This is a genomic window from Blautia sp. SC05B48 (assembly GCF_005848555.1).
Lineage (GTDB): Bacteria > Bacillota > Clostridia > Lachnospirales > Lachnospiraceae > Blautia_A.
The window spans coordinates 2,448,716-2,473,280 of the sequence record NZ_CP040518.1 but is presented as its reverse complement, the minus strand read 5'-3'; the positions used below and the strand labels follow the sequence as shown (position 1 = coordinate 2,473,280).

18 protein-coding genes are annotated in these 24,565 nt (G+C 41.8%); 4 read left to right on the top strand and 14 right to left on the bottom strand.

Annotation, left to right across the window (positions count from 1 at the left end; translation table 11 throughout):
- Nucleotide 1: 1 nt before the first annotated feature.
- The 8 genes from dnaK to EYS05_RS11335 all read right to left on the bottom strand — a co-directional run bounded on the left by dnaK (nucleotide 2) and on the right by EYS05_RS11335 (nucleotide 9,300).
- A complete protein-coding gene (dnaK, locus tag EYS05_RS11370) occupies nucleotides 2–1,894 on the bottom strand; it encodes a molecular chaperone DnaK (RefSeq protein ID WP_110102502.1) in 1,893 nt (630 codons plus the stop codon).
- Nucleotides 1,895–1,947: 53 nt separating this feature from the next.
- On the bottom strand, nucleotides 1,948–2,583 hold the full coding sequence (grpE, locus tag EYS05_RS11365) for a nucleotide exchange factor GrpE (RefSeq protein ID WP_138277201.1): 636 nt from the start codon (nucleotides 2,581–2,583) through the stop codon (nucleotides 1,948–1,950).
- Between the two features lie 18 nt (nucleotides 2,584–2,601).
- On the bottom strand, nucleotides 2,602–3,645 hold the full coding sequence (gene hrcA / locus EYS05_RS11360; RefSeq protein ID WP_059085387.1) for a heat-inducible transcriptional repressor HrcA: 1,044 nt from the start codon (nucleotides 3,643–3,645) through the stop codon (nucleotides 2,602–2,604).
- Nucleotides 3,646–3,821: 176 nt separating this feature from the next.
- Nucleotides 3,822–5,075, bottom strand: coding sequence for an ABC transporter substrate-binding protein (locus EYS05_RS11355; protein ID WP_237971358.1), 1,254 nt, complete (start codon nucleotides 5,073–5,075; stop codon nucleotides 3,822–3,824).
- Between the two features lie 15 nt (nucleotides 5,076–5,090).
- Entirely contained in the window at nucleotides 5,091–6,200 is a 1,110-nt protein-coding gene (locus EYS05_RS11350) for a glycoside hydrolase family 172 protein (RefSeq protein WP_021652327.1), read from the bottom strand.
- A 41-nt stretch (nucleotides 6,201–6,241) separates the two neighbouring features.
- Entirely contained in the window at nucleotides 6,242–7,096 is an 855-nt protein-coding gene (locus EYS05_RS11345) for a carbohydrate ABC transporter permease (protein ID WP_021652326.1), read from the bottom strand.
- Between the two features lie 11 nt (nucleotides 7,097–7,107).
- Nucleotides 7,108–7,986, bottom strand: a complete 879-nt coding sequence (locus EYS05_RS11340; RefSeq protein WP_044961978.1) for a carbohydrate ABC transporter permease — start codon at nucleotides 7,984–7,986, stop codon at nucleotides 7,108–7,110.
- 78 nt (nucleotides 7,987–8,064) lie between these two features.
- The gene (locus tag EYS05_RS11335; RefSeq protein ID WP_015527072.1) at nucleotides 8,065–9,300 is read right to left on the bottom strand and encodes an ABC transporter substrate-binding protein; all 1,236 of its coding nucleotides are present in this window, start codon (nucleotides 9,298–9,300) and stop codon (nucleotides 8,065–8,067) included.
- A gap of 246 nt (nucleotides 9,301–9,546) precedes the next feature.
- On the opposite strand from EYS05_RS11335, the gene EYS05_RS11330 reads away from it, so the two are divergent.
- From EYS05_RS11330 to EYS05_RS11320, 3 genes are all read left to right on the top strand, one after another.
- Nucleotides 9,547–11,373: a sensor histidine kinase gene (locus tag EYS05_RS11330; RefSeq protein ID WP_138277200.1), complete on the top strand. Its 1,827-nt coding sequence runs from the start codon at nucleotides 9,547–9,549 to the stop codon at nucleotides 11,371–11,373.
- Entirely contained in the window at nucleotides 11,348–12,943 is a 1,596-nt protein-coding gene (locus tag EYS05_RS11325) for a response regulator (RefSeq protein WP_021652321.1), read from the top strand. The genes EYS05_RS11330 and EYS05_RS11325 overlap by 26 nt, the downstream gene beginning before the upstream one ends.
- A 117-nt stretch (nucleotides 12,944–13,060) precedes the next feature.
- Nucleotides 13,061–13,339 carry a hypothetical protein gene (locus EYS05_RS11320; RefSeq protein ID WP_092071262.1) on the top strand — a complete coding sequence of 93 codons (279 nt, stop codon included), beginning with the start codon at nucleotides 13,061–13,063 and terminating at the stop codon, nucleotides 13,337–13,339.
- An 86-nt stretch (nucleotides 13,340–13,425) separates the two neighbouring features.
- Here the strand turns inward: EYS05_RS11320 and uvrB are convergent, their stop codons facing one another.
- The 6 genes from uvrB to EYS05_RS11285 all read right to left on the bottom strand — a co-directional run bounded on the left by uvrB (nucleotide 13,426) and on the right by EYS05_RS11285 (nucleotide 23,437).
- Nucleotides 13,426–15,414: an excinuclease ABC subunit UvrB gene (uvrB, locus tag EYS05_RS11315; RefSeq protein WP_138277199.1), complete on the bottom strand. Its 1,989-nt coding sequence runs from the start codon at nucleotides 15,412–15,414 to the stop codon at nucleotides 13,426–13,428.
- Nucleotides 15,415–16,124: 710 nt separating this feature from the next.
- Nucleotides 16,125–16,673, bottom strand: a complete 549-nt coding sequence (locus EYS05_RS11305; protein ID WP_138277198.1) for a hypothetical protein — start codon at nucleotides 16,671–16,673, stop codon at nucleotides 16,125–16,127.
- Between the two features lie 32 nt (nucleotides 16,674–16,705).
- A complete protein-coding gene (locus tag EYS05_RS11300; RefSeq protein WP_021652318.1) occupies nucleotides 16,706–17,518 on the bottom strand; it encodes an HAD-IIA family hydrolase in 813 nt (270 codons plus the stop codon).
- 161 nt (nucleotides 17,519–17,679) lie between these two features.
- A complete protein-coding gene (locus EYS05_RS11295; protein WP_092069620.1) occupies nucleotides 17,680–18,480 on the bottom strand; it encodes a helix-turn-helix transcriptional regulator in 801 nt (266 codons plus the stop codon).
- Nucleotides 18,481–18,831: 351 nt separating this feature from the next.
- A complete protein-coding gene (locus EYS05_RS11290) occupies nucleotides 18,832–20,229 on the bottom strand; it encodes an MFS transporter (protein WP_138277197.1) in 1,398 nt (465 codons plus the stop codon).
- Between the two features lie 169 nt (nucleotides 20,230–20,398).
- Nucleotides 20,399–23,437, bottom strand: coding sequence for a glycoside hydrolase family 2 TIM barrel-domain containing protein (locus tag EYS05_RS11285; protein WP_138277196.1), 3,039 nt, complete (start codon nucleotides 23,435–23,437; stop codon nucleotides 20,399–20,401).
- A 200-nt stretch (nucleotides 23,438–23,637) separates the two neighbouring features.
- Here EYS05_RS11285 and EYS05_RS11280 point away from each other — a divergent pair, with 200 nt between their 5' ends.
- On the top strand, nucleotides 23,638–24,501 hold the full coding sequence (locus tag EYS05_RS11280; protein WP_044961974.1) for an AraC family transcriptional regulator: 864 nt from the start codon (nucleotides 23,638–23,640) through the stop codon (nucleotides 24,499–24,501).
- The last annotated feature ends 64 nt before the right edge of the window (nucleotides 24,502–24,565 follow it).

Below are 24,565 nucleotides of genomic sequence, written 5' to 3'. Positions count from 1 at the left end.
CTTAGACTTCCTTGTAATCAGCATCTACAACATCATCGCCGTATCCTGCTTCATTTCCGCCCTGAGCACCAGCGTTTCCGCCCATGTTGCCCATATCCGGTCCAGGACCAGCCTGACCCTGAGCTCCCTGAGTCTGCTCATACATCTTGGAGAACAGTTTCTGAGCGCTCTCCATCATCTTCTCCTGTGCAGCTTTGATATCTGCAACCTGAGAATCAGTAAGCTCCTGAGCATTTGCTGTCTGTGCAAGAAGATCTTTCAGTGCATTGAGGTCAGCCTCAACACTTGCTTTATCGTTTGCGTCAAGCTTGTCGCCAGCTTCTTTCAGTGCATTCTCAACCTGGAATACCATGGAGTCTGCATTGTTTCTTGTGTCGATCGCCTCTTTACGTTTCTTATCCTGAGCCTCGAACTCAGCTGCTTCTTTGACAGCTTTGTCGATATCGGAATCGGACATGTTAGAACCAGCTGTGATCGTGATGTGCTGCTCCTTACCTGTTCCAAGATCCTTAGCAGATACATTAACGATACCGTTGGCATCGATGTCAAATGTTACCTCGATCTGCGGAACACCACGACGTGCTGGCGGGATTCCATCCAGACGGAACTGGCCGAGGGATTTATTGTCTTTTGCGAACTGACGCTCACCCTGTACAACGTTGATATCTACAGCTGTCTGGTTGTCTGCTGCTGTGGAGAAGATCTGGCTCTTCTTTGTAGGAATTGTAGTATTTCTCTCGATCAGACGAGTTGCGATACCACCCATTGTCTCAATGGACAGAGACAGCGGAGTAACATCCAGAAGAAGGATATCACCGGCACCTGCATCACCTGCAAGTTTACCACCCTGTACAGAAGCACCAAGTGCAACACACTCATCCGGATTCAGGTTCTTGCTCGGCTCTTTGCCTGTTAACTGTCTTACCTTATCCTGTACTGCCGGGATACGGGAAGAACCACCAACCAGAAGTACCTGGCCAAGCTCGGAAGCTGTGATACCTGCATCAGACAGTGCACGACGAACCGGCTCAGCAGTCATCTCTACAAGGTCATGTGTCAGCTCATCAAATTTAGCTCTTGTAAGGTTCATATCGAAATGCTTCGGTCCCTCAGCAGTTGCTGTGATGAACGGAAGGTTGATGTTTGTTGTTGTTGCGGAAGAAAGCTCTTTCTTAGCTTTCTCAGCTGCCTCTTTCAGTCTCTGAAGAGCCATCTTGTCGTTGCTTAAGTCTACGCCCTCTGTTCTCTTGAACTCAGCAAGCATGTAATCTGTAACTTTCTTATCAAAGTCATCTCCACCAAGACGGTTATTACCAGCTGTGGAAAGAACCTCGATAACACCATCACCGATCTCAATCACGGATACATCGAATGTACCACCACCAAGGTCGTATACCATGATCTTCTGCTCTTTCTCATTGTCAAGGCCATATGCAAGAGCTGCTGCTGTAGGCTCGTTGATGATACGTTTTACATCAAGACCTGCGATCTTACCTGCATCTTTGGTAGCCTGACGCTGAGCATCGTTGAAGTAAGCCGGAACTGTGATAACTGCCTCTGTTACTTTCTCACCAAGATATGCCTCTGCATCCTTTTTCAGTTTCTGAAGGATCATTGCGGAGATCTCCTGTGGAGAATATTTCTTGTCATCGATGGTTACACGGTAATCGGTACCCATCTCTCTTTTGATAGAGGAGATCGTTCTGTCTGCATTTGTAACTGCCTGACGTTTTGCAGGCTCACCTACCAGACGCTCTCCTGTTTTTGTGAATGCTACAACGGATGGTGTTGTTCTTGCGCCTTCTGTATTTGCGATAACTGTCGGCTGTCCACCTTCCATTACGGCTACACAGCTGTTTGTTGTACCTAAGTCAATACCAATAATCTTTCCCATGATTTTTTCCTCCTGTTTTAGTCTGTATCTGTTAAAATAAAGTTTGTTGTCAGTTAGTTCGCAACCTTCACCATACTGTGGCGTACTACGAAATCCTTGTAGGTGTAACCCTTCTGGAATTCTTCCACCACGATGTTCTCTCCAACCTCTTCATCCTCCACATGCATCACTGCATTATGGAAATCCGGGTTGAATTCCTTTCCCACTGCTTCGATCGGCTTCACACCAAGCTCATCCAGTGTTGTGGTAAGCTGCTTGTAGATCATTTTCATTCCATCTGCAAAAGCATCGCCTTCCTGTGCCTGTGCAAGACCTCTTTCGAAGTTATCCACAACCGGCAGGATCTTTTCAACGATTTCTTTTGCTCCGATGATGTACATGCTGGATTTTTCTTTTTCCGTTCTTTTACGGAAATTATCAAATTCAGCCATGGTACGCTTCAGGCGATCGGTAAGTTCCTCCACCTTCTGCTCAGATTTATCTTTTTTCTTCTTTCCGAAGAAGGAAGTTTTTGATTTTTCTTCTTTTTTATCCTCTGAGGCAGCTTCTTCGCCTGGAGTATTATTTTCTTCCTCCGGCAGATCTTCTCCCTCCGGTGTCAGGTTTTCTTCTTCCTGATTTCCGTCAGTTACGGGGATTTCCTTCTCCGCTTCCTGCTCTTCGGATGTTTTCTTTGTTTCCTCCGACACTTTTTTTCTACCGCCTTTCTAAGTTTTCTTCTTTTTCAAAACGTCATCCAGATGATTCTTCAGTTCCTTCAGACTGTCCACTACATTCTCATAATCCATTCGTTTGGGACCGATGATCCCGATGGTTCCGTACATTCCGTCTCCCAGTTCATATCTGGCAGTTACAATGCTGCAGTCCTTCATGGTCTGGATTGGCATCTCATCACCGATGTAAACCTGAATTCCTGTATTCTCTCCATCTGACATCTGTTCTTTTACAAGATCGGCAAGTTCATGCTTCTCCTCAAATGCGGAGATCAGCTCCGTTGCCTTCTCTTTATCGGCAAGCTCCGGATACTTGAAAATGTTAGTTGCACCTGAAGTATAGATCTCCATATCTTCCTCTTCCACATGAATGGTGGCTGCCACTGCATCCAGAACCGTTGCCACCACACCGCTGTGGCTGCCTGCCTGTTCCTTCAGTCTGGCGATCATCCCAAGGTTGATATCCTGGATCGGGATCCCATTGAGATTGGTGTTAAGAAGAAGATTCAGTTTCAGGATCGTCTGGTCGTCCATTTCCTCATCCAGATTGATGATCTGGTTCCGGACTGTGTTGTTGTCACTGACAACCACTGCCACAAGCTGAAGCTCGCTCATCCTCGACAGCTGGATGAACTTGACCTTGTTGCCGCTGTACTGCGGAACGGAAACCATGGTAGCATAGTTGGTATTGGAAGCAAGAACCTTCGCAACCTTCTTAAGCACCTTATCCATCTTATCTGTCTTCTCAATGATCAGATCTCGCAGCTCTGCGACCTCCGCTTCCTTCTCCTTCATCAACTCATTGACGTAAAGTCTGTAGCCCTTATCTGAAGGAATCCTTCCTGCTGAGGTATGAGGCTGGACGATATAGCCCATATCTGTCAGGTCTGACATTTCATTTCGGATCGTTGCGGAACTGACATTGAGATCCGCATACTTGGAAATGGTCCTGGAACCAACCGGTTCTCCGGTTTCCATATAGGTCTTGATGATTGCTTTTAAGATTTTTTGCTTGCGCTCATTCAACACCTCTTCCATGAATCCATCTCCTTTCCTTTTTATTCTTTCCTGACGGATGTTGATTCTTTTTTTACATCTGTTAGCACTCATTTTAGTGGAGTGCTAACATCTACAGTCTTTAAGATATCACCATGTAAAATATTTGTCAATATGTTTTGAAAAAAAGTTCTTATTTTTTCAAAACAAAAAAAGCATCAGTACGATGCTTTTTTGTAATACTGGTCTATGCAGTTCTGTGCCCCGGCAAAAAATTCCGCTTCTGTTTTCTGTCCCAGCATATATTTCTGAAATTCCGTTCCCATGGACGAAACGGCTTCTATGGAATCGGCACACAGTGGTCTTGCTTTCAGCTTATAATCTTTCAGATATTGCCGGATCATTTCAATGCCATCCAGATCAAAATTCTTATCCTCGATCACATCCAGTCTTGCCGGACACATTTTTGTCAGCTGTCCGTAATTTTTACTGGCCTCATATCCGGACACATACTGAAGGAACTTCAGAGCTGCTTCTTTATGATCAGAATTTTTATTCAGTACATACTGCCAGGTTGCGATATTGGTCACCTTCTCGTCAAATTCCGGAAATGGTGCCATATGGATCTTATCTTTTCCATACACGCCTGCATTCTGAAAAGTACTCAACACACCGGTATACATAAACATACATCCATACTGGCCGTTTATAAATTTTTCATTCAGCTGGTCATGCTGGTCGATCAGATTCTCCTCTGATATCATCCCTGTATCCAGCATTCGCTTCATATATTCTGCCGCTTCTCTTGTTTTCGGATCCGTCCAGTCTGTATAATCTCCTCCGAAAAAATCGACATACTCGCTGATACTATTATATATGTAAGAAATCTCCCATGCATCCCCATATGCATATTTTCCCGTATTCTGAAGCTTTTTCTGAAGGATCTCAAGATCACTGAGACAGGAGAGTCTGTCCAGACCAGCCTGATCCAGCAATTCCTGGTTCACCCAGAATGCCATGATATCCATCCTGAACGGTACCGAAAAAATATGTCCGTCTGACATGCATATTTCTTTCAGGTATTCCTGCAGAAAATTCGCCGCTGTCTCCTCTGTCATAACCGTATCTTCCAACGGAAGAAGAAATCCCTTATGTTTAAATTCGGATATCATCTCATCATTTACTGTGATCAGATCAACAGAATCATCTCCTGATGTCAGAAGAGTTGCTATTTTGGCCTGGCGATTGTCCGCATTGGCCGGACATTTTTCAATATGGATCTTTATTCCAAGATCTTTTTCCGCCTGGCTGATAAAAGAATCAAAGCCTTCTGTGCCTGCATCCACATGAAGGATCGTCAGTTCCTGTCTGTTCTCCGGCACAATATCAGATGCAGCCTCCTTCTTCTGGACTCCACATCCTGTCACTGCCAGAGCCAGGGCAAATACCCCGCAAAATACCTGTTTTTTCAATCTCTACCACCCTTTTTATCTGGGCCATCTATCCTCTTTTGACATCAACGGCTGGAACGGTGCATGAGGAAGTGTCTGATACCAGTACGCTACACTTGCCACATCATCCTGTCGTTCAAACAGGCCACGGTATCCGACGCCTATCTGCTGAATCGTAACGCGAAGATCCTCTTCAAAGCAGATCGGATCCTGTAAATGCCATCTGTAAAAGCCTCTCATTGGCGGGCAGTCATCATTATGATAAAAATTGTGGATCAGCTCGTCATGGGCAGAATAATACGGATATCCCAGATACGGCGTGTTATAATTCTGTTCCACGGTTTTTCCATCCACCTGTTTGGCAAAGCTCCAGGAACCACCAAAGTAATCTTCCGTTCCTGTTCCACAGATGGTCGGATACTCCTCATCTCCGTCAATATAAAACTTCATTTCTCCCTCGCCCCACCAGTAACGTTCCAGTGTGGTAAGTGCCATGTAGGTTCCTATATAATGGCCTTTTCCTTTTACTCCATCCAAAATTGTATAATCTTTTGTTTTTTCTGTCAACCGTTCCCTTCTCCACTGCGCATGGAAATAAGCAATATCGTCCGGAAGCTCATCATAGAGACAGTAATCTACCTGATAAAAGAAAGCCGGGATTTTATTTGCATGCTGGTTTTCCAGTGTGATCTTTGCTTTCTTCTTAAACGGCATCGGGAAATAGCAGTTAAAGCCCCTGTTTGGAACAACAGCCACCGGAACAGAATTTACAAAACATTCCCTTCCGAATCCGCAGCAGAAGAAATCACCCAGAGGACTTTCCACGGAAGGAGTTTCCTCGTCATCCCAGTACATACGGATCACAAGATCTCTCAGTACAAAGCAATCTGCCTCTGTAGTCTTGTTATCAACGGTGATCCAGATATGATTGATCTGTCCCGGTCCTTCCATTTCTGCCAGAGTTACCACAGTTCCCGGCTCAATATCCCTGAGACACGGGCTTCCTTTTCTGGACGGTCCCAGATGACTTGCAGCCATACCGCCTCTGCCTTTTTCTCCATGAGGATTTTCTGCGTTGATCGCACGGCTTTTTCCATGCTTTGCAAGTGCGATCCCTCCCAGTCCGCCTGTAAATGCCTGATACATATCTGTTTTCTCCTCTCTTTTGGAAATTAAAAATATTATATTTACGCTTTTACTCCACCTGCCATGATACCATCCATGATCTGTTTCTCAAAAACAGCTACAAAGATAATGATCGGAAGAAGGATGATCCATCCCATGGCGCTGACCAGATCCCACGGAACTCCATACATGTTGTCACGTAACGGAAGCTGTACGATGGAAACAGAAAGTACCTGAATACCATTTGAATAAAACAACGGTGTGAAAAAGTTATTCAGACAGGTAATAAAGTTGATAATGCAAACCGTAGCGATTGCCGGCTTCATCAGCGGCAGAACGATCGTAAACAGTCTCTGTGAAAAAGATGCGCCGTCAATAGCAGCTGCCTCCTCCAGTGAGATCGGGATCTCACCGACAAAGTTTCTGAGGATCAGAACCGTAAACGGTATAACGGTACTGATATAAAGAAGGATAAGTCCCGGATATGTATCATACAGCTTTACCTTCTGCATAAACTCATACAGCGGGCGGGCTGTGACAACCTCAGGGATCAGCATGGTAGCCAGAACAAACGCAAATGCAACAGAAACTCCCTTTGAGTTAAATCTTGAGAAGCCATAGGCAGCCATTGCACACAGCACGGTACTGATCACAAGTGTAATGCCTACGATCAGAACTGTATTTCCGATCTTTGAAAGCAGTCCTACATTCTGTATCAGAAATTTATAGCTTTCCAGTGTGGGATGATCCGGAAGATAATCGATCGGTGTTTTAAACAGTTCTCCTGACGGTGTGATCGAAGAAATAAAGATCCAGTAAACCGGGAACAGGATCAGAAAAGCCACAACTGCAAACAGAACCCATCTTCCAACGGCTACCACTCCATGATAAACATTATATTTTCCTGTATTCTTCACGATAATTCCCCCTAACTGTCAAACTTATTCATAACACGTATATTCAGCCAGCTGAAGATCGCCATTACAACAAACAGCAGCATAGCCAGCGCCGAAGCATATCCTACGTTTAGATTTGTAAATGCTTCTGTTGTGATTCTGTATGCGATCAGCGCAGTATCCTCTCCAGGGCCTCCAGATGTCATGGAATAAACCAGATCGAAGGTTGTCAGTCTCCAGAGTGTGAACGGAATACATAAAGTCAGGACATTTTTTGCGATCAGCGGAAGTGTGATCCGGAAAAAGCTCTGGATCCCGTTTGCACCGTCTACCTTTGCTGCCTCATAGATATCGCCGGAAATAAACTGAAGTCCGGAAAGTACAAGAATTGCAAAGAACGGAAGGTCCTTCCACAGGTCCATTGCAATTACCGCTGCTCTTGCAGTACCTGTATTGATCAGCCAGCTGTTCTGGTAACCCGGTACAAACCAGCGGATAAAATCATTGATCAGACCATAATCATTGTTAAATGCCCATTTTGCAGCCATACCGGCTACTACTGCAGGCATAGCCCACGGGATCAGCACGATGGTCCTCAGAAAACGGCGGCCTTTGAATTTCATATTCAGGATCAGTGCCAGGATAACTCCGAGGATCACATGAAAGATCATGGAAGCAACCACAAATATTGCCGTAAAGCTGATCGATGTGAGCACTTTAGGATCAGAAAATACCTTCAGGTAATTCTTGAAGCCTATAAATTCATTGATACCTGCAAGGATACTGATATTAAAGAAGCTGTTTTTCACAGTCATCAGAATGGGATATACTGTTGTAAAACCTCGAATCAGTACAACCGGCAGGATCAAAAGCCATGGTATCCACTTCATATTTTTTTTGCTTATTGTCATGGAACTTTCCTCCCTGTTCATCAAGCAATGTAAAGCAGACTTTTACCTCTGCTTTACATTGCTGTTTTTTTATATCTTTTACTTATACATATCTACCACATCCTGAGCCTTCTTGCAGAACTCATCAACTGTAATCTCGTCTTTCATACAGGACTGGAAGATTGTTCCCATATCGCTGATAAATTCCATTGTCTGTGCCACCATCGGACGTCCCTGTACATTGCATTCATTTGCATATCTGCTGTACATTTCTTTTGCCGGGTCAGAATCCGGAACTACCTTCTCTGCAACATCCTTTCTTGCAGGATATCTGTCAAATGCTTTATAGGAAGCTTCCATTCCGCCTTCATCAGCCATATACTGGAGGAATTTCACAGCTGCATCTTTATTCTTGGATGCTTTGTTGAGAACATAGCTCCAGGAATCTGTAAAGATCGCACGCTCTCCCTTGCCGCTGAAATCCGGTACCATTTCCATGTGGATCTTATCTGCGCCAAGCATATCTGCCTTTGCATAATCTGTTCCAAGGCCCCACATGAACCAGCATCCGTATTTTCCGTCATTGATCTTCGGATTCATCTGCTCATATTTATCAGCGATCTGCTCGATGGATGTTTCTTTATCAGCAACCAGATCGTGGAGGAACTGAACTGCTTCCTTGTTTTCCTCTTTGGTCCAGTCAAAATAATCGCCGCCGAACATGTTTACAAACTGTGCAAGCTCGTTAAATGCATAAGTTTTCTCCCAGGAACCGCCGTAGCCGAATCTTCCGTCCTTGGAAACAGCCTTCATATACTTCATGAAATCCTCTTTTGTATCAATGGATTTGATTCCGACCTCATCCATGATCTCCTGATTTACCCAGAATGCAAAATATCCTGTATAGCCTGGAACACCGATAATGTTTCCGTCCTTATCTGTGATCATATTCTTTACATATCCCTGGGCAAACTGATCAGCGATATCATCTGTCATTACTGTATCATTCAGTCCTTCCAGCCATCCGGAATTTTTAAATGCCGCACTCATCTCATCGTTGATCTGAATGACATCCACGGAAGCATCTCCTGTGGAAAGCATTGTGGTGATCTTCTGCTGACGGGTATCTGTATCTGTAGGTGCCGCAATTACATTAATGTTCAGGCCCGTGGCATCTTCCACATTTGCAAGCCAGTCCTCAAAATCCGGGTCTGTGGTGTCGATGCTGTATAAGGTAAGATCATATTTCTCCTCTGCGGAAACAGTAACCACGTTACCTGCCATACCCACAACCATCGCTGCTGCCAAAACTGCACTCATTACTTTTTTCTTCATATCTTTCTTCCTTTCTGGACATTTTCGTGTTTGTCCACACCTGTTTTTGATGGTTTAAGGATACCAGAGAGCCCCCTCATTCTAAATACAATATTTTATGATTTCTTTATATTATTTTTCGTTCTCTTGTATTTTTGTTGTTAATTTTTTATAATCCTTTTATATAATCTATATTTGTAACGGCTTTTTTTCACAGCTGGATTCGGTTTCATTAATTTGTTTTCGACATAAAGGAGAGTATGTACTATGAAATTCCACAAATGTATCCCACCCATTTTTTCCTCATTTCGCTATAAGCTCCTGCTCGCATTTCTGATCGCAACTATGGTACCTCTGATTTCCCTGACCTTCATCAGCTATCACATTTCCTATAACATTGCCAGAGATCGTATCATCGATTCTGCCGTAATGACTGACAAGCAGCTGGTCTCTCAGCTGAACGACCGCCTCGGTCAGGTTGAAAATGTAGCAGATACCATACAGTTTCAAATGTACTCCCTAAATCAGCCTTCCTCTAATAAGGTAGATGCACTGAAAAAATTCACCACTGTAAAAAACAATATTTCGCTGTATAAATCCACATTCGATTTCTTCCATGTATATGTTTTTCTGCAGCCCGATCAGCTCGGTTCAAAAGAAAGCCTGTACTTCTTTTCCACAGATGAGCTTTCTGCATATGGTCTGGATAAAAATATTGTTTCCGGTTCAGGCTTTTCCTCTGTCTGGATACCGGTTTCCAATATGCCTCTGCCTAAAATACTGTCCACAAAAAAATCATCTGCCGATGTGATCCTCTGCGTCCGGGCACTGAAAAATCAGGCCACCGGTATTCTGGAATACGCCTACGGCATTGCTCTGGACACCTCAGAGCTTACCACTTATCTGCAGCCTGCTGCTTTGGATTCCCGCATATACAGCTACATTCTCACAGATCACGGAGAGATTGCAGCAAAAAATACATCCTCACTGAATTTATCCGGAATTTCCAAAGCACAGTTTCAGAAACTCAAAGGAAATGCAGATTCTTCTTTTCACAGCGGCGACAAATATTATAACTGCTGCACCTTAAGCAATGGCTGGCTTCATGTTACCGAAATCCCGGAAAGCTATATTCAGGGCAACACGCACATCCTGATCCGTGCCTTACTGATCACTGTCCTTATTTTCTTGCTCCTTACTGTTATCATCGTTATCCTGTTTTCCGAAAATCTTACCCGGAAGATCACTGCACTTTCCTATGCAATGGAAGCCTTTCAGCTGGGATATGACCCGGAACATCTATCTATCGTTACTGTTCCCCACCCGGATGATCCTTCCAGGTATGATGAGATTGACAGACTGGGCATCACCTTTGAAGATATGCAGCACACAATAGCCGGAAACCTGAAGTCCATTGTAAATCTTTCCGTAAACGAAGAACGTCTGAAATACCAGCTGCTCCAGTCACAGATCAATCCGCATTTTCTTTACAATATCCTGGGATCGATCCGTACCTGCCAGTCCCTTGGAAAGCTTGACATTGCTGATCAGATGATTGCAAATCTGACTGCCTTTTACCGTCTTACCCTGCGTAAATCAAAGGAACTTATTCCTATTAAAGATGAATTGGAAATTGCCCGGCTTTATCTGGAAATGGAAAAGCTCTGTCATAAAGATAATCTGGACTGGGAGATCGAAGCAGAAGATGGAATCGAAAATTTCCTGATCTGCAAGTTTACACTTCAGCCATTTCTCGAAAATTCCATTCTGCACGGGATTTCTTCGGGCACACCAGCTGTTTTCATTTCGATCCATGTTCTTTATGGCGATGATACGGTTGTGATCTCCATTGAGGACAACGGTGCCGGCATGGACTCCGAAACCCTTGCACAGCTGCGCCATGCTATTGAGCATAATGTTATTGATTATGAGAAGCATTTTGGAATTTCCAACGTAAGTTCCCGTATTTCCAACCCATTATACGGAAACGGTTCCGTAAGGATCCGCAGCAACCCCGGAAACGGCACATACGTCACCATTGAATTCGAACAGATGGAGGAAGATATCGATGAAAAAAATAATGATCGTAGATGATAATTACTTATCTGCAGAAGGTATCGAAAAAAACATAGACTGGGAAACACTGAATGCAGAGATCATCCATGTCTGCTACAATGGAACCTCTGCTATCGAAGCCATGAAAAAAGAACCGGCAGATCTGATCATTTCTGACATTGAAATGCCTGATCTTGACGGCATTTCCATGAGCCGTCAAGCTCTTGAGATCAATCCTATGGTGAAGATCATCCTGATCAGTGCCTATGATAAATTTGAATATGCAAGACGCGCTCTGCTCCTCGGTGCTCTGGATTATATCGAAAAGCCTCTGGATTATGCCTATCTTATCCAGAAGGTAAAAAACGCTTTTGCACTGATGGAAAAGGAACAGAAAAATCTCCAGCTTCTGAAACAAAGCAGGCCTCTTCTTACGGAAAAATTTTTCCGCGAGATCACACACCTTCCGTCTTCTGAAGCAGCCTACCGACTGAAGCCTTATCTTAAGTATCTGAACCTGGAGCTGAATTATGATTTTTATACAGTTGTTATTCTGGAGCTTGAAAATGCTCCGGATCTAAAAGCTGTTTACGGGATTGAAAAGTTTCAGATGGAGCTTTTCAACCTTCAGGATCTGATAACTGAGGAAACCGCTTCTCTTGATTTTGTGTATCTTCTCCCGGATATGGATGGCTATCTGTGCATTCTGGGACACAGCGGCTGTCAGTCCAACAGCTTCCGCCAGCTTACCAGCGGACTTATTTCCTCAATCGCAGATGCCTGCCAGCCACTGGGACTTTCTCTCAACGCAGGTATTGGAACAATTGTCCAGGATTTTTGGAACCTGAACCATTCTTATAAAAGCGCCGTACATGCACTGGAATACAGATTCTTTTTCCCGCATCAGAATATCTTTGACGGAAGAGAGGCTCTGGGTTCCGATCTGTCTGTTGCAGATTTTTCAGATACAAAGGAGGATGAACTGATCCGGCTTCTCTGCAAAAAGGATACCGCTGCCATAGATCTCTGGTTTCAGAATTTTTCCGACTGGCTCACTCAGAAATTTCGCACAAAGAATTTCGCTTTCATACAGATTTATTCTCTTCTTGGCCGGATCCTGAAATTTTTCTATGAATTAAATCTGGATACGCATGACCTTGAAGCTAAAATTTTGTATGTTTACAACCACATAAATGAGTTTCATAATACGGAAGAGCTATGTCAATGGCTGAAGGATCTGTGCCATCTTTTATGCCGGAAGCTTGATTCCTCCATGAATGATTATCACCAGAAGCTCTGTGAACTGGTGATTTCCTATATCAATGAACACTACACTGACAATACGCTCTGCCTCAATGATATTGCTGCCTCTGCCAATGTAAGCCCTGCTTATTTAAGTGCTCTTTTCAAAAAAAATCAGGGAATCAGTCTCAGTGACTTTATCACATCTCAGCGAATTTCCGCAGCCGCCCGTTACCTGACTACGACTACTATGAGTCTGAAGGAGATCAGTCTGAAATGTGGTTATGCCAATCAATATTATTTCAGCACCAGCTTCAAAAAGAAAATGGGGATCACACCTTCCGCCTATCGGGAACAGCATACATAACTTCTTCTCTTCTTTATAACAAAGTTACTGGCACAAATGCCAGTGCCCTTCTCCGGAATTTTACTTACAATCAATTAATAAAGAGAATCATCATATTTTTTCGAAGGAGGGATCGCTATGAAAAAATGGAAAAAAATCCTGATATCTCTGATGACAGTCTTTGTACTGGCCATACTCCCGGCAGAATCGGCAATTCTGCCTGGCACAGTCTGTGTTACAGAGGCCGCTCCCAGGATCAGTTCTTCCAAGCTTACAGATCCTTATGAGATCCTGACACAAAAAGATGCTTCCGAAATTGCAAATGACACTCTGGATATGGCTGTTCCATATTGGGCTGATCTTCTCAAGGGCTCCGGCATCACCCTGCGCTCCCTGGGCTTTTCAACTACAAAATAAGCTTTTCCTAAAAACAGATCGAGCATACCCGGCAACACCCCTGGCTATTACAGCCAGGGGTGTTGTACTGTCAGCTGCTTTGCAGCCTATTCCGTTAATTCTTCCAGATTCTTTTTTAATTCGAGCATCTTGTCTCTCAGCTCAGCAGCCTGCTCGAAATTCAGGTCTGCTGCCGCAGCACGCATCTGCTTCTCTACCTGAGCGATCACCTTCGTCAGTTCTTTTCGGTTCATGGATTCCGGATCCTTTTTAAGCTTCACTTCTGTCTCTGCCACCTTCTTCGAAACAGCGATCAGATCACGGACCGCCTTCTTGATCGTGGTCGGAGTGATGCCATGCTCCCTGTTGTAAGCCTCCTGTATCGCTCTCCTTCTTTCTGTCTCCGAGATTGCTTTTTCCATGGATTCTGTCATGTTATCCGCATACATGATCACATGGCCTTCGCTGTTCCGGGCAGCACGGCCGATAGTCTGTACCAGGGATGTTTCCGAACGAAGGAAGCCTTCTTTATCTGCGTCCAGGATCGCAACCAGGGTGATCTCGGGAATATCCAGACCTTCTCGCAGAAGGTTGATTCCCACCAGCACATCAAATACATCCAGACGCATGTCACGGATGATCTCCGCACGTTCCAGGGTGTCAATGTCAGAATGAAGATACCGGACACGGATTCCCAGATCTTTCATATAATCGGTAAGGTCTTCTGCCATACGTTTGGTCAGAGTAGTGATCAGAACTTTGTTTTTCTTCTCGATCTCTTTATTTACTTCTGCCACAAGATCATCGATCTGTCCTTCGATCGGACGCACCTCTACCTTCGGATCAAGAAGTCCGGTAGGGCGGATGATCTGCTCTGCGCGGAGAAGCTCATGGTCATATTCATATTCTCCCGGTGTCGCAGATACAAACATTACCTGGTCAAGCTTGTTCTCGAATTCATCAAAGCTCAATGGACGGTTATCCTTAGCAGACGGAAGTCGGAAGCCGTAATCCACCAGTGTCTGTTTACGGCTCTGATCACCGGCATACATACCGCCAACCTGGGGAACTGTCTTATGGGACTCATCTATAATAAGTAAAAAATCATCTCCGAAGTAATCCATCAGTGTATACGGTGGCTGCCCCGGTGCAAGCCCTGTCAGGTGCCTGGAGTAGTTCTCGATCCCGGAGCAGAATCCCGTTTCCTTCATCATTTCCACATCAAAGTTGGTACGCTCCGCAATTCTCTGAGCCTCGATCAGCTTATCCTCACTTTTAAAGTATTCCACCTGCTGCTTCATCTCTTCCAAAATGGCATCTGCTGCACGACGGATCTGCTCCTGAGGCACAACGTAATGAGATGCAGGGAAAATCGCTGCATGGCTTTCCACACTTTTGATCTCTCCGGTAAGCACATCGATATCTGTGATACGCTCGATCTCATCTCCGAAAAACTCCACCCGTACTGCCCGGTCTGTAGAATTCGCCGGAAAAATCTCCAGCACATCACCCCGGACACGAAAGGTTCCACGGTGAAAATCCATCTCATTTCTTGTGTACTGGATATCGATCAGCTGTTTGATAACCTCATCACGGTCCTTCTCCATTCCAGGGCGAAGAGAGATCATCATATCAAAAAACTCCTGAGGTGCACCTAAGCCATAGATACAGGATACCGACGAAACCACGATCACATCCTTGCGCTCACATAAGGCTGCTGTGGCGGAGAGACGGAGCTTATCGATCTCATCGTTAGTGGATGCGTCCTTAGCGATGTAGGTGTCTGTGGACGGAACGTAAGCCTCCGGCTGGTAGTAGTCGTAGTAGGAGACAAAATATTCCACTGCGTTCTCAGGAAAAAATTCTTTCATCTCGCCGTAAAGCTGGGCCGCCAGTGTTTTATTGTGGGCAAGTACCAGAGTTGGTTTATTTAACTGGGCAATGACATTCGCCATTGTGAAAGTCTTACCGGAGCCAGTAACACCAAGCAAAGTCTCGAACTGGTTGCCTTCTTTAAATCCCTCGACCAATTTCTCGATGGCCTGGGGCTGATCGCCGGTTGGCTTGTATGGGGCTTTTAATTTGAACTCATTCATGGTAAATCCCTCCATTTGTGACTTTTACTATGATCATTATCAGCTAAAAATTCGTATCCAGATTCGTAACGAAAAGCTCATTTTTATAGTGAATAGATGTGTTTCTCACCTCGTTACGAATAAAAGTCACAAAACTAATATTTGCGGATAAAACAGCACTCGGAAATACCTGAAAATACTGGCCTCCGGTCCTGTCATATTTTTACTGTTTGTTCTTGTAACAGTCCCTATTATATCAAATAAATTTTTGAAAGTATATAGATTAACGCAAGAAAAAAGTACAAATGTTCGATTCTTATTTGTACTTTTTTTCTATCACTACTATTCTATTTTTTATCATGCTGCGTTGAAATATTCCTCCAGGATTAAGTCTATTTCAATCACTTTCGATACTTCACTCAATATGATAAGTTTGCGTAAACGCAAAGAAACAGCGACTTTGAAAAGTCAAAGCCGCCGTTTTATACGGGCGTGTCAAATGACTGCTGTACGACGGCTTTTTTCTTTTGCCGTCGTACGGCAGATAATTATTTCTTATTTTTAATTGAAAAAGAATTTTTATAATATCGCTTATTTTTATATTTGAAAAGTTATCCCGCTTTTGCTTACCATATTATTTTCTTAAATTAACATTCATGTAACGCCCAATATTACGCAAATTCATCGAGTCCTCTACAAACTGAAGTTCATCCCAATATGCAGACCTTTGATTATACACGCTTATAAATTATTGGTTCATCATATCCAAAAGTTCTCTTTCCATTAACTTCCATGCTTTCCGATACTTCCAGAAAATTGTTGGAAAACTTTTCCCAAAGTTTGAATGTCATTACCGGAGAGAACTGGCTTGTGCTGCCTCCCTCCCAGATTCCGTCCTTTTCATGATAAAGTGCCGGATTAAATTTTTCAGATTTTTCTAGTTTAAAGTAATCAACATTCTTCATAGAATCATATGAAAATGTATTTTTATCTTCTCCTTTTGGAATTTTATAAGAAGAAAGTAAAATTCCCTGTTCTATTTCCGTGATAAGGAAAAGATGTGGAGATGCATGACGTTTTCCATTAATTTCATAATAACTCTCTTCAACAACAAATTTTCCTTTGAAATCTTCAGGAAGGTTATTTATTTTGTCATTACAGATTGTATTTACATGTTCCGCATATGGATATGTTTTCCCTTCTGCCTGCATCTTATTAAATTGATCCTTATTATCAAAATGTCCTGTCATCATTCCTACAAAATTATCAAGTTTCATCATATACTTTACCTCCTGGTATTTGCCTAATCACACTATTCCTCTTTTGCTTTTGCCATACTGGCGATATCTCCCACTCCATTCAATACCATTGTCGGAAGATAAGCATAAGTTTTGAGTGTATCCTTCGTTGAACATCCAGAGAGAACCAATACAGTAGACATACCACTTTCCATTCCTGAAATCACATCTGTATCCATACGATCCCCAACCATTACAGCTTCTGCTGAATGACATCCAAGCATATTCAATCCTGTTCTCATCATCAGTGGATTCGGTTTCCCACAGAAATATGCCTGTGTACCTGTTGCCATTTCTATAGGTGCAATCAATGCACGACAAGCAGGAGCAATGCCGTTCTCAATCGGTCCGGAAACATCTGAGTTTGCTCCGATCAGCTTTGCACCTTTCAGTACTAAATTCGTTGCTTTTGTTAATGTATCCAATGAATAGGAGCGTCCCTCTCCCACAACAACATAATCCGGATTTACATCATTCATTGTGATACCTACATCATAAAGTGCATTTAACAGGCCGGCTTCTCCTATCACAAATGCCGAACAGCCTGCCGCCTGTTCTTTTAAAAATGCGGCTGTTGCCAATGCACTGGTATAAAAATGTTCTTCTGGCACATCAAGTCCCATCCTAGCCAGTTTCTGATTTAATTCTCGTGGTGTATATCCACTATTATTTGTCAAAAACAAATATTCTTTCTTTTCATCATGCAACCACTGGATAAATTCTGGAACACCTGGCAATATCTGATTGCCATGATAGATCACACCATCCATATCACAGATGAATCCTTTTTTTTCATTAAAATCGATTATGGATTTTATCATGTTCATATGCACCCTGCCTTTCTTGTTTCTTTAGAATACACCTTACTCTTTTCATAATAAAATAAAGCGCTATTTTCTACAAATATTTTTATATTATATCATCCACACATGAAATCAAATACATAGCACTGTAAAATCAAAGTAAATATTTCGATCAACAGAACCTTTTATGACAACATCTCTTTCACACAAGTACTTCGATAATCACTTGGTGATATTTTATATCTTTCTTTAAATACTCGGTTAAACGTTCTCTGACTTTCAAATCCACTATCCAGACAAATATTTGTAATAGAATCACTCGTATTTTCCAAACGATGGCATGCATAGTTCAGCCTTGCATCATTAAGATATTGATTAAAGTTTCTATGGAATGTCTTGGAAAAGAGTCTGGATAAAACATATTTGCTCACGCCCAGGTCTTTTGCCATCTCTTCCAACGAAAACTTCTTCTTGAAATTTGCTGATATATAGGAAACTGTCTGGTAAATAAGATCGTTGCTCCCCACACTGCTCTTTTCTACCAAATTTAATTTTCCTATGCAGCGTGCCAACACAATTTGAAGATATGCCTGTGCAACAGTAATATCCGACTGTTCTGTCTCTAAAATTGCATTTATAACCCTATATACCTCCGGTTCAACCTTTTCCGCTTTGATGATTGGGTATTCAGGAGCCATGGATTGCATGATATCTGCAAATTTGACTATCGTAAATGGCGATGCAATCAGATAAGTCGCTTTATTTACACCGGGTGTCAGTACCTGATAGTGATGAATAACATCTGGAAATACAAAGCCTATATCTCCTTTTTCCATATGGTATAGTTCCTGTCCGACACCAAGTTCTAATGCTCCACTTGTTACACAAACGATCTCCAGTGCATTATGAAGATGTGGTTCAATATGTTTTGACTTCCTATTTATTGCTATGATCTCCTCTTTTGTGTCAACATATTTTAACTGCATGAAATACTCCCCTTTGCAACATTTGTCTATATCTTCTTTCGATTTGGCAAGCAATTCTTTTACACCTATCTTATAATCAGCTTGTAAATAAGGAAAGGAGGAATTGCAAATGAGCAACCTAAAAAAATATCTGAATGACCTTTTAGTATTCTACACTGAATATTTTGAGCATCCTTACCATGTATAAATACTAAAAGGACTATTTTGTGAAAACTGAATATTTTCTTAAGGCCATTTCACAAAAATGAAGTGGTCCTTTTTTATTTTCAAAATACAGTTCAATCACTTTATATATAGAAAAAAGCACTGTCTCATCGAGCAATGACCAGACAACGCTTTCTCCTGTCAATTCTAATTTATGTCTGATGCATCTGTTACTTCATCTGCAGCAATTTCTTTTTCTGCTTTCAGTTTTTTATTTGCATCTTCTACATTCATTCTTGAAAGTACAAACATAATCAATACATCAAAGATTAACGGAAGCCAAAGATACATAAACTGCATCATATCAAGTGCAGACTGCGGCTGAGTTGCATTTGTTCCGATATATCCACTCAACTCAAGCAACCATCCAACAACAGCGGTTCCAATACCTCCACCGATTTTTACGCCAAGAGAAGTACAAGAGTACATCGTTCCGTCAATTCTCTTTCCCTGTGTAAGATAAGTGTATTCAGAGCAGGATGCGATAACTGCATTCATATCTCCCTGCCATGGTCCCTGACCTAAAGCTGCAAGAGCTGTAAATGCCATCATCAACGGAACACTGCCCATATATCCTGCAACAACAACAAGTGCTCTACCGATGACTGCTAAGACATAACCTCTTAAGTTCAGTTTATACATACCTTTCCACTTACCAACTAATGTCGGTGTGAAAATCAGAGCAATGATCAGTGGAATATTTACTGCCCATGCAAATTGTCCAAACAAATTCTTATTTTTCAGTACCCATGTCATGTAATAAATGCCAGCTCCAATCATGGCACTATATAACTGCTGTAAAATATATGTTCCACAAATCATCATGTAATATTTGTTTTTAACAAGAAGCTTGAATGCCTGTACCATTCCGTACTTTTCATTATCATCCTTTACTTCTCCTTCGTTAAGTTCTTCCTCAGGAAGTTCCTTAACTGAAAGTGCTGAAATCGTATTTATGACAAGACCAATGATTGCATAGATAATAGCAACCGTTCTCCATGCCGCAGCATCTCCACCACATTTATCTACAAATCCAACTGTAATCGCCTGAATCAGAAGACTTGTTGAAAACGCAAAAATAAAACGGTAAGATCCCATCTGCACACGCTCTTTGCTGTTCTTTGTAATCAGTGACGTAAGTGCTGAGTAAGCAATATTGTTTGCTGTATAAAACACACCATTTAACAGTGTATAAGAGATAAAGAACCATGCGTATTTAGCCGTTGTTCCAAAGCTGACTGGTACTGCAAAGCAGCAGACCAGCGTAATGGCACAACCAATGTATCCGTATAGCATCCAGGGTTTCGCTTTTCCCATTTTACTGTGTGTTTTGTCAATCATTGATCCAAAAAATATATCCGTAAAACCATCAAATAGTTTTGATACGGCAATCAGGGTACCTACGACACCTGCAGCAAGTCCTACTGAGTCCGTCAGATAGACCATCATAAAAGATGTCAGGAACGCATAGACTACATTACCTGCAATATCGCCTGATCCATATCCAATTTTGTTATACCATTTCAAATACTTTTTTTCTTCCATCGAATTTCTTTGCTCCTCATCTTCATCGCACTTAGAATTTCAAGATGTCTAACAGAGTATGATGTCTAATTCTAGTTTTTTCTCTGTTTTTGTCTGATTGCTCTGTATATCCGGACTTTACATAACAATCAGACTCTCTTTCCTTGTTTACGGGTTACATGAAACTTTATTATCCCTTTACATACGGTATCAGTGTAAACTGAAACCGGAATAATACATCATCAAATCGGTACTGATCCAATACAACTGGACCACAACTATTAGAACCAATGCCATTTAATGCGTAGTCAACGCAAAATACTACACTATCTGATTCTGTCAGTTCATAATTATGCGTTTTCTTCTCAAGTTCTTCCTGCGTATAATAAGAAGCATTGAATGAAAATGCCTTTTCTGCGGATGCCACAATTCCATATCGGCTGTTGTTAAGCTCTACATATTCACAATCATAATGGCTTCCATTTTCCTGTGGACGGATATAGTCCTCATGTAAATCCCCTACATCTGCCCGGTACAAACCGTGGCTCGCAGCCTGATGTTTATCACAATAACTTTCCTGTGGTCCCATTCCAAAGTATCTTACAGCTGAAAGTTTTTTATCCAGGAACATCCTCACACCAAATCTCGGAAGATCCGGGAATTCATCGTCTTTTGTTACTGCAATATCTGCATCAATCTTTCCAGCAGCTTCTATTTTCCATGTAATCGTCACATCAAGAATCTTCTGTACTGTCTCTGCCACAACGGAAGCATGGCTTGTAATCTTCACACCATGTTTTCCCTGCACAACCTCTGTCGTATAGGCTCTTGTGTAAGCCTTATCATAGTGGGCTTTCTTCCATTCAGACTTGATGTACATATCGTTATCTGTTGGAGCTCTCCAAATATTTAATTCCATCGGATGGTTCAAGTATTCCCGCCCTGCGAATTTCATCTCTGTAAAGAGTGCAGTACGTTTGTCTATGGTATAAGCAAATTCACGCCCCTTGATATGAATCTGTGTATCATTTTCATTTACCTGTAATTCAGAGTCCACTACTGTTTTTGGTATCCATTTCTCTGCAAGTTTACATTTTGTATCCTCTTTACTTACCTCAATTTCATCAAATCCAAGAATATGGTCTTTATCCAACAGTGGCAATTCTTTTTTCAGATGGTAAATAAGTTTTAAATAACATTTCCCATTCTCTGGAACATTGATCTTCAGGTTTGTTTTTCCTTCCCCATGTGGTGCCACAGAAAACTCCGGAAGTATGCCTTTGCTGATCACAAGACCATCCTGTGTCAGCTCATAACTAATCTTCACATAATCTTTCAAGTCATCAAAATCCATGTAGTTATGAAGCACCAGTTCTCCGCTTTCTTTGTCATAGGAAATAACCCTTGCCGGGCGATAAACATTCTTGTATTCCAAAAGTCCTGTATGTACCGTTCTGTCCGGATATACTAATCCATCCATACAGAAGTTGCCATCATGAATTTCTTCGCCATGGTCGCCCCCATAAGCATATATAGTCTTTCCATTCTCAGCAATTCCATGAGCAATCGCATGGTCACACCATTCCCAGACAAAGCCGCCGCACATTTTATCATTATCCTGAATCATCTGGAAGTAATCTTCAAAATCTCCAGGTCCGTTTCCCATGCTGTGACAGTACTCTACCAAAAGGAAGGGTTTACTTCCATCTTTATCCAGATATTCCTGAATTTCGGAAAGCGCTGGGTACATCCGGCTGTACACATCCAGATTGCTGTAATCATATGTTTCATCATAATTACGGTATCTTGCACTCTCATATTGTGTGATACGGTCTGGATCAAAATTCTTTGTCCATTCCAGTGCTTTTTCAAAGTTGCAGCCATAAGCACTCTCATTTCCCATTGACCACATAACAATACAGAAACGGTTTTTGTCACGTTCCACCATGAGTTTTACGCGATCAACGATTGCCTCTTCCCATACCGGATCATCTGCAATCTTCTCATTCCATCGTTTGAACCGATTGTAATCAGTGTCTTCTTTTCTGTAGATCATAAATGGACCATGAGCTTCAATATCTGCTTCATCTATTACCATGAATCCATACTTGTCACACATTTCATAGAAAAATGGTGCGTTCGGATAGTGGCTGGAACGGATCGCATTAAAATTATGCTGCTTCATTAACGTAAGATCGGTTGTGAGCTGTTCCAGACTGATTGTAAATCCAGTAACCGGATCGGAATCATGTCGATTGACACCACGGAATTTAATCTTCTGTCCATTTAGGTAAATGACCTGGTCTTTAATCTCTATCTTTCTTAATGCAATGTAATCTACAATTACTTCATTCTCTGTTTCAAGAATCAGTTTATATAGATATGGATTTTCTGTATTCCAAAGTTCCGGACTTGCAATTTCTAATACAGCTGTTCCTTCTTCAGCAATACTTCCTAGTGCTACAACTGCTCCGTTTCTATCTTCAATCGAAATTTTTACATTTAACGGAGAGTAGAATTTCATTTCAATTTCTACTTTCGCAAGCATATCCTCAATTCTTGTTTTAATATGATAATCACTGATTGCCTCTTTTGGGCGTTTCAAAATGTACACATCCCGGAAAATACCACTCATACGGAATTTGTCCTGATCTTCCAAATAGGAACCATCACACCACTTCATTACCAACACTGCCACCGTATTCGTTCCATCCTGAAGTACATCGGTAACATCAAACTCACTGGTCATATGCGAAACCTGGCTGTATCCTATGTAAGAGCCATTGATCCATACGTAAAAGCAACTGTCTACTCCTTCAAAGTTCAAAAAAGATTTTGACGCTTTCTCATCTCTACTGTACTCAAAAGTATGTACATAGACTCCACACGGAATGTCCTGTGGCACATATGGTGGATCAAACGGAAATGGATACCGGATGTTTGTATACTGATGTGTATCATATCCAGCCATCTGCCATACACTTGGAACCTGAATCTCATCAAAATTTTCTGTATCATAATTCTTCTCAAAGAAAGAATCCTGAATGTCATAGATGCTGTTAAAATACTGGAATTTCCAAGTTCCATTCAATAACTGCATACGATCTGACTCTTCTCTGTGTTCCACCAAGTTATCCATTCTTTTGGATGACGGAATATAATAGGCTCTGGCTGGCATTGTGTTTTCGTGCAGTACGCTTAGATTTTCATAATAACGTGGTACGATCATAAACAACTCTCCTCCAATACATATACTTTTTTGTTCTTTGTTTTCCTAAAGCAAACCTTATACTTTACTTTTTTGTTTACGTTCCTTAGTTATGCTATATATAGCTTATCCTAATTCGCAAAATATGTCTATGAATTGGATTAGACAAAATATGCACTAAATGATACAATGATAAAAAGTTCGAAAAGAGGTGCTGTCCTATGTATTTGAACACCGGTTATTTGAACCACTCACATATGGATTTCAAAGACAAAAGTCGTCCGCTGATTGTCGGTAGCTGTGGTACTTACCGTCTTTCCAGACATCCCAAACTTCCGACCTACCGTCCAAAGGGTCGTCTGGATTATCAGATTATATATATCACTGCTGGTTGTGGGCATTTTCATTTTGATAATGTAAATAATGAAACGATTGTTCCAGCCGGCAACATTGTACTGTACAGACCGAAAGAACTCCAAAAATATGAATATTACGGAGAAGATAAGACAGAAGTATACTGGATTCACTTCACAGGAAGCAATGTGAAAAATATCTTACGTCAATATGGGTTTCCGGATAAAGAACGTGTCTTTCAAGTGGGTACATCTAATGAATATGAACAAATTTTCAAACGTATCATTATCGAGCTGCAACGCTGTCAAGACAATTATGAGGAAATGCTTGTCCTTTTGCTACGTCATCTTCTGATCAGTTTCCACCGGGAACTGACAAGAGAGCACATATTAAAAAATGAATACCTTGATCATGAGATGGATAATGCTGTTACCTTTTTCAGTGAAAACTACAATCAAAATATCAATATTGATGATTATGCTGCCTCACGAGGCATGAGTGTCAGCTGGTTTATCCGAAATTTCAAAAAATATACCGGTTCTACACCAATGCAATTCATTGTGGGAATCCGCATCAACAATGCTCAGATGTTACTTGAAACAACAACTTATTCCATCCATGAGATTTCTAAGATTGTCGGATATGATAACCAGCTTTATTTCAGTCGGCTTTTTCACAAGTTGAAAGGATATTCGCCTAGAGAATACCGAAAAATAAGAAATAGGTTATGAAATCTATAATGTCATAAAAACTAAATGTCAAAAAAGGATGCCAACGAATCAAAGCAGATTACGT

Excerpts from the sequence above, each read along its gene's own strand:
- dnaK (WP_110102502.1), bottom strand. The coding sequence starts at position 1,894 with ATGGGAAAGATTATTGGTATTGACTTAGGTACAACAAACAGCTGTGTA.
- hrcA (WP_059085387.1), bottom strand. The coding sequence starts at position 3,645 with ATGGAAGAGGTGTTGAATGAGCGCAAGCAAAAAATCTTAAAAGCAATC.
- EYS05_RS11350 (WP_021652327.1), bottom strand. The coding sequence starts at position 6,200 with ATGTATCAGGCATTTACAGGCGGACTGGGAGGGATCGCACTTGCAAAG.
- EYS05_RS11340 (WP_044961978.1), bottom strand. The coding sequence starts at position 7,986 with ATGACAATAAGCAAAAAAAATATGAAGTGGATACCATGGCTTTTGATC.
- EYS05_RS11335 (WP_015527072.1), bottom strand. The coding sequence starts at position 9,300 with ATGAAGAAAAAAGTAATGAGTGCAGTTTTGGCAGCAGCGATGGTTGTG.
- EYS05_RS11330 (WP_138277200.1), top strand. The coding sequence starts at position 9,547 with ATGAAATTCCACAAATGTATCCCACCCATTTTTTCCTCATTTCGCTAT.
- EYS05_RS11325 (WP_021652321.1), top strand. The coding sequence starts at position 11,348 with ATGAAAAAAATAATGATCGTAGATGATAATTACTTATCTGCAGAAGGT.
- EYS05_RS11320 (WP_092071262.1), top strand. The coding sequence starts at position 13,061 with ATGAAAAAATGGAAAAAAATCCTGATATCTCTGATGACAGTCTTTGTA.
- uvrB (WP_138277199.1), bottom strand. The coding sequence starts at position 15,414 with ATGAATGAGTTCAAATTAAAAGCCCCATACAAGCCAACCGGCGATCAG.
- EYS05_RS11305 (WP_138277198.1), bottom strand. The coding sequence starts at position 16,673 with ATGATGAAACTTGATAATTTTGTAGGAATGATGACAGGACATTTTGAT.
- EYS05_RS11300 (WP_021652318.1), bottom strand. The coding sequence starts at position 17,518 with ATGAACATGATAAAATCCATAATCGATTTTAATGAAAAAAAAGGATTC.
- EYS05_RS11295 (WP_092069620.1), bottom strand. The coding sequence starts at position 18,480 with ATGCAGTTAAAATATGTTGACACAAAAGAGGAGATCATAGCAATAAAT.
- EYS05_RS11290 (WP_138277197.1), bottom strand. The coding sequence starts at position 20,229 with ATGGAAGAAAAAAAGTATTTGAAATGGTATAACAAAATTGGATATGGA.
- EYS05_RS11285 (WP_138277196.1), bottom strand. The coding sequence starts at position 23,437 with ATGATCGTACCACGTTATTATGAAAATCTAAGCGTACTGCACGAAAAC.
- EYS05_RS11280 (WP_044961974.1), top strand. The coding sequence starts at position 23,638 with ATGTATTTGAACACCGGTTATTTGAACCACTCACATATGGATTTCAAA.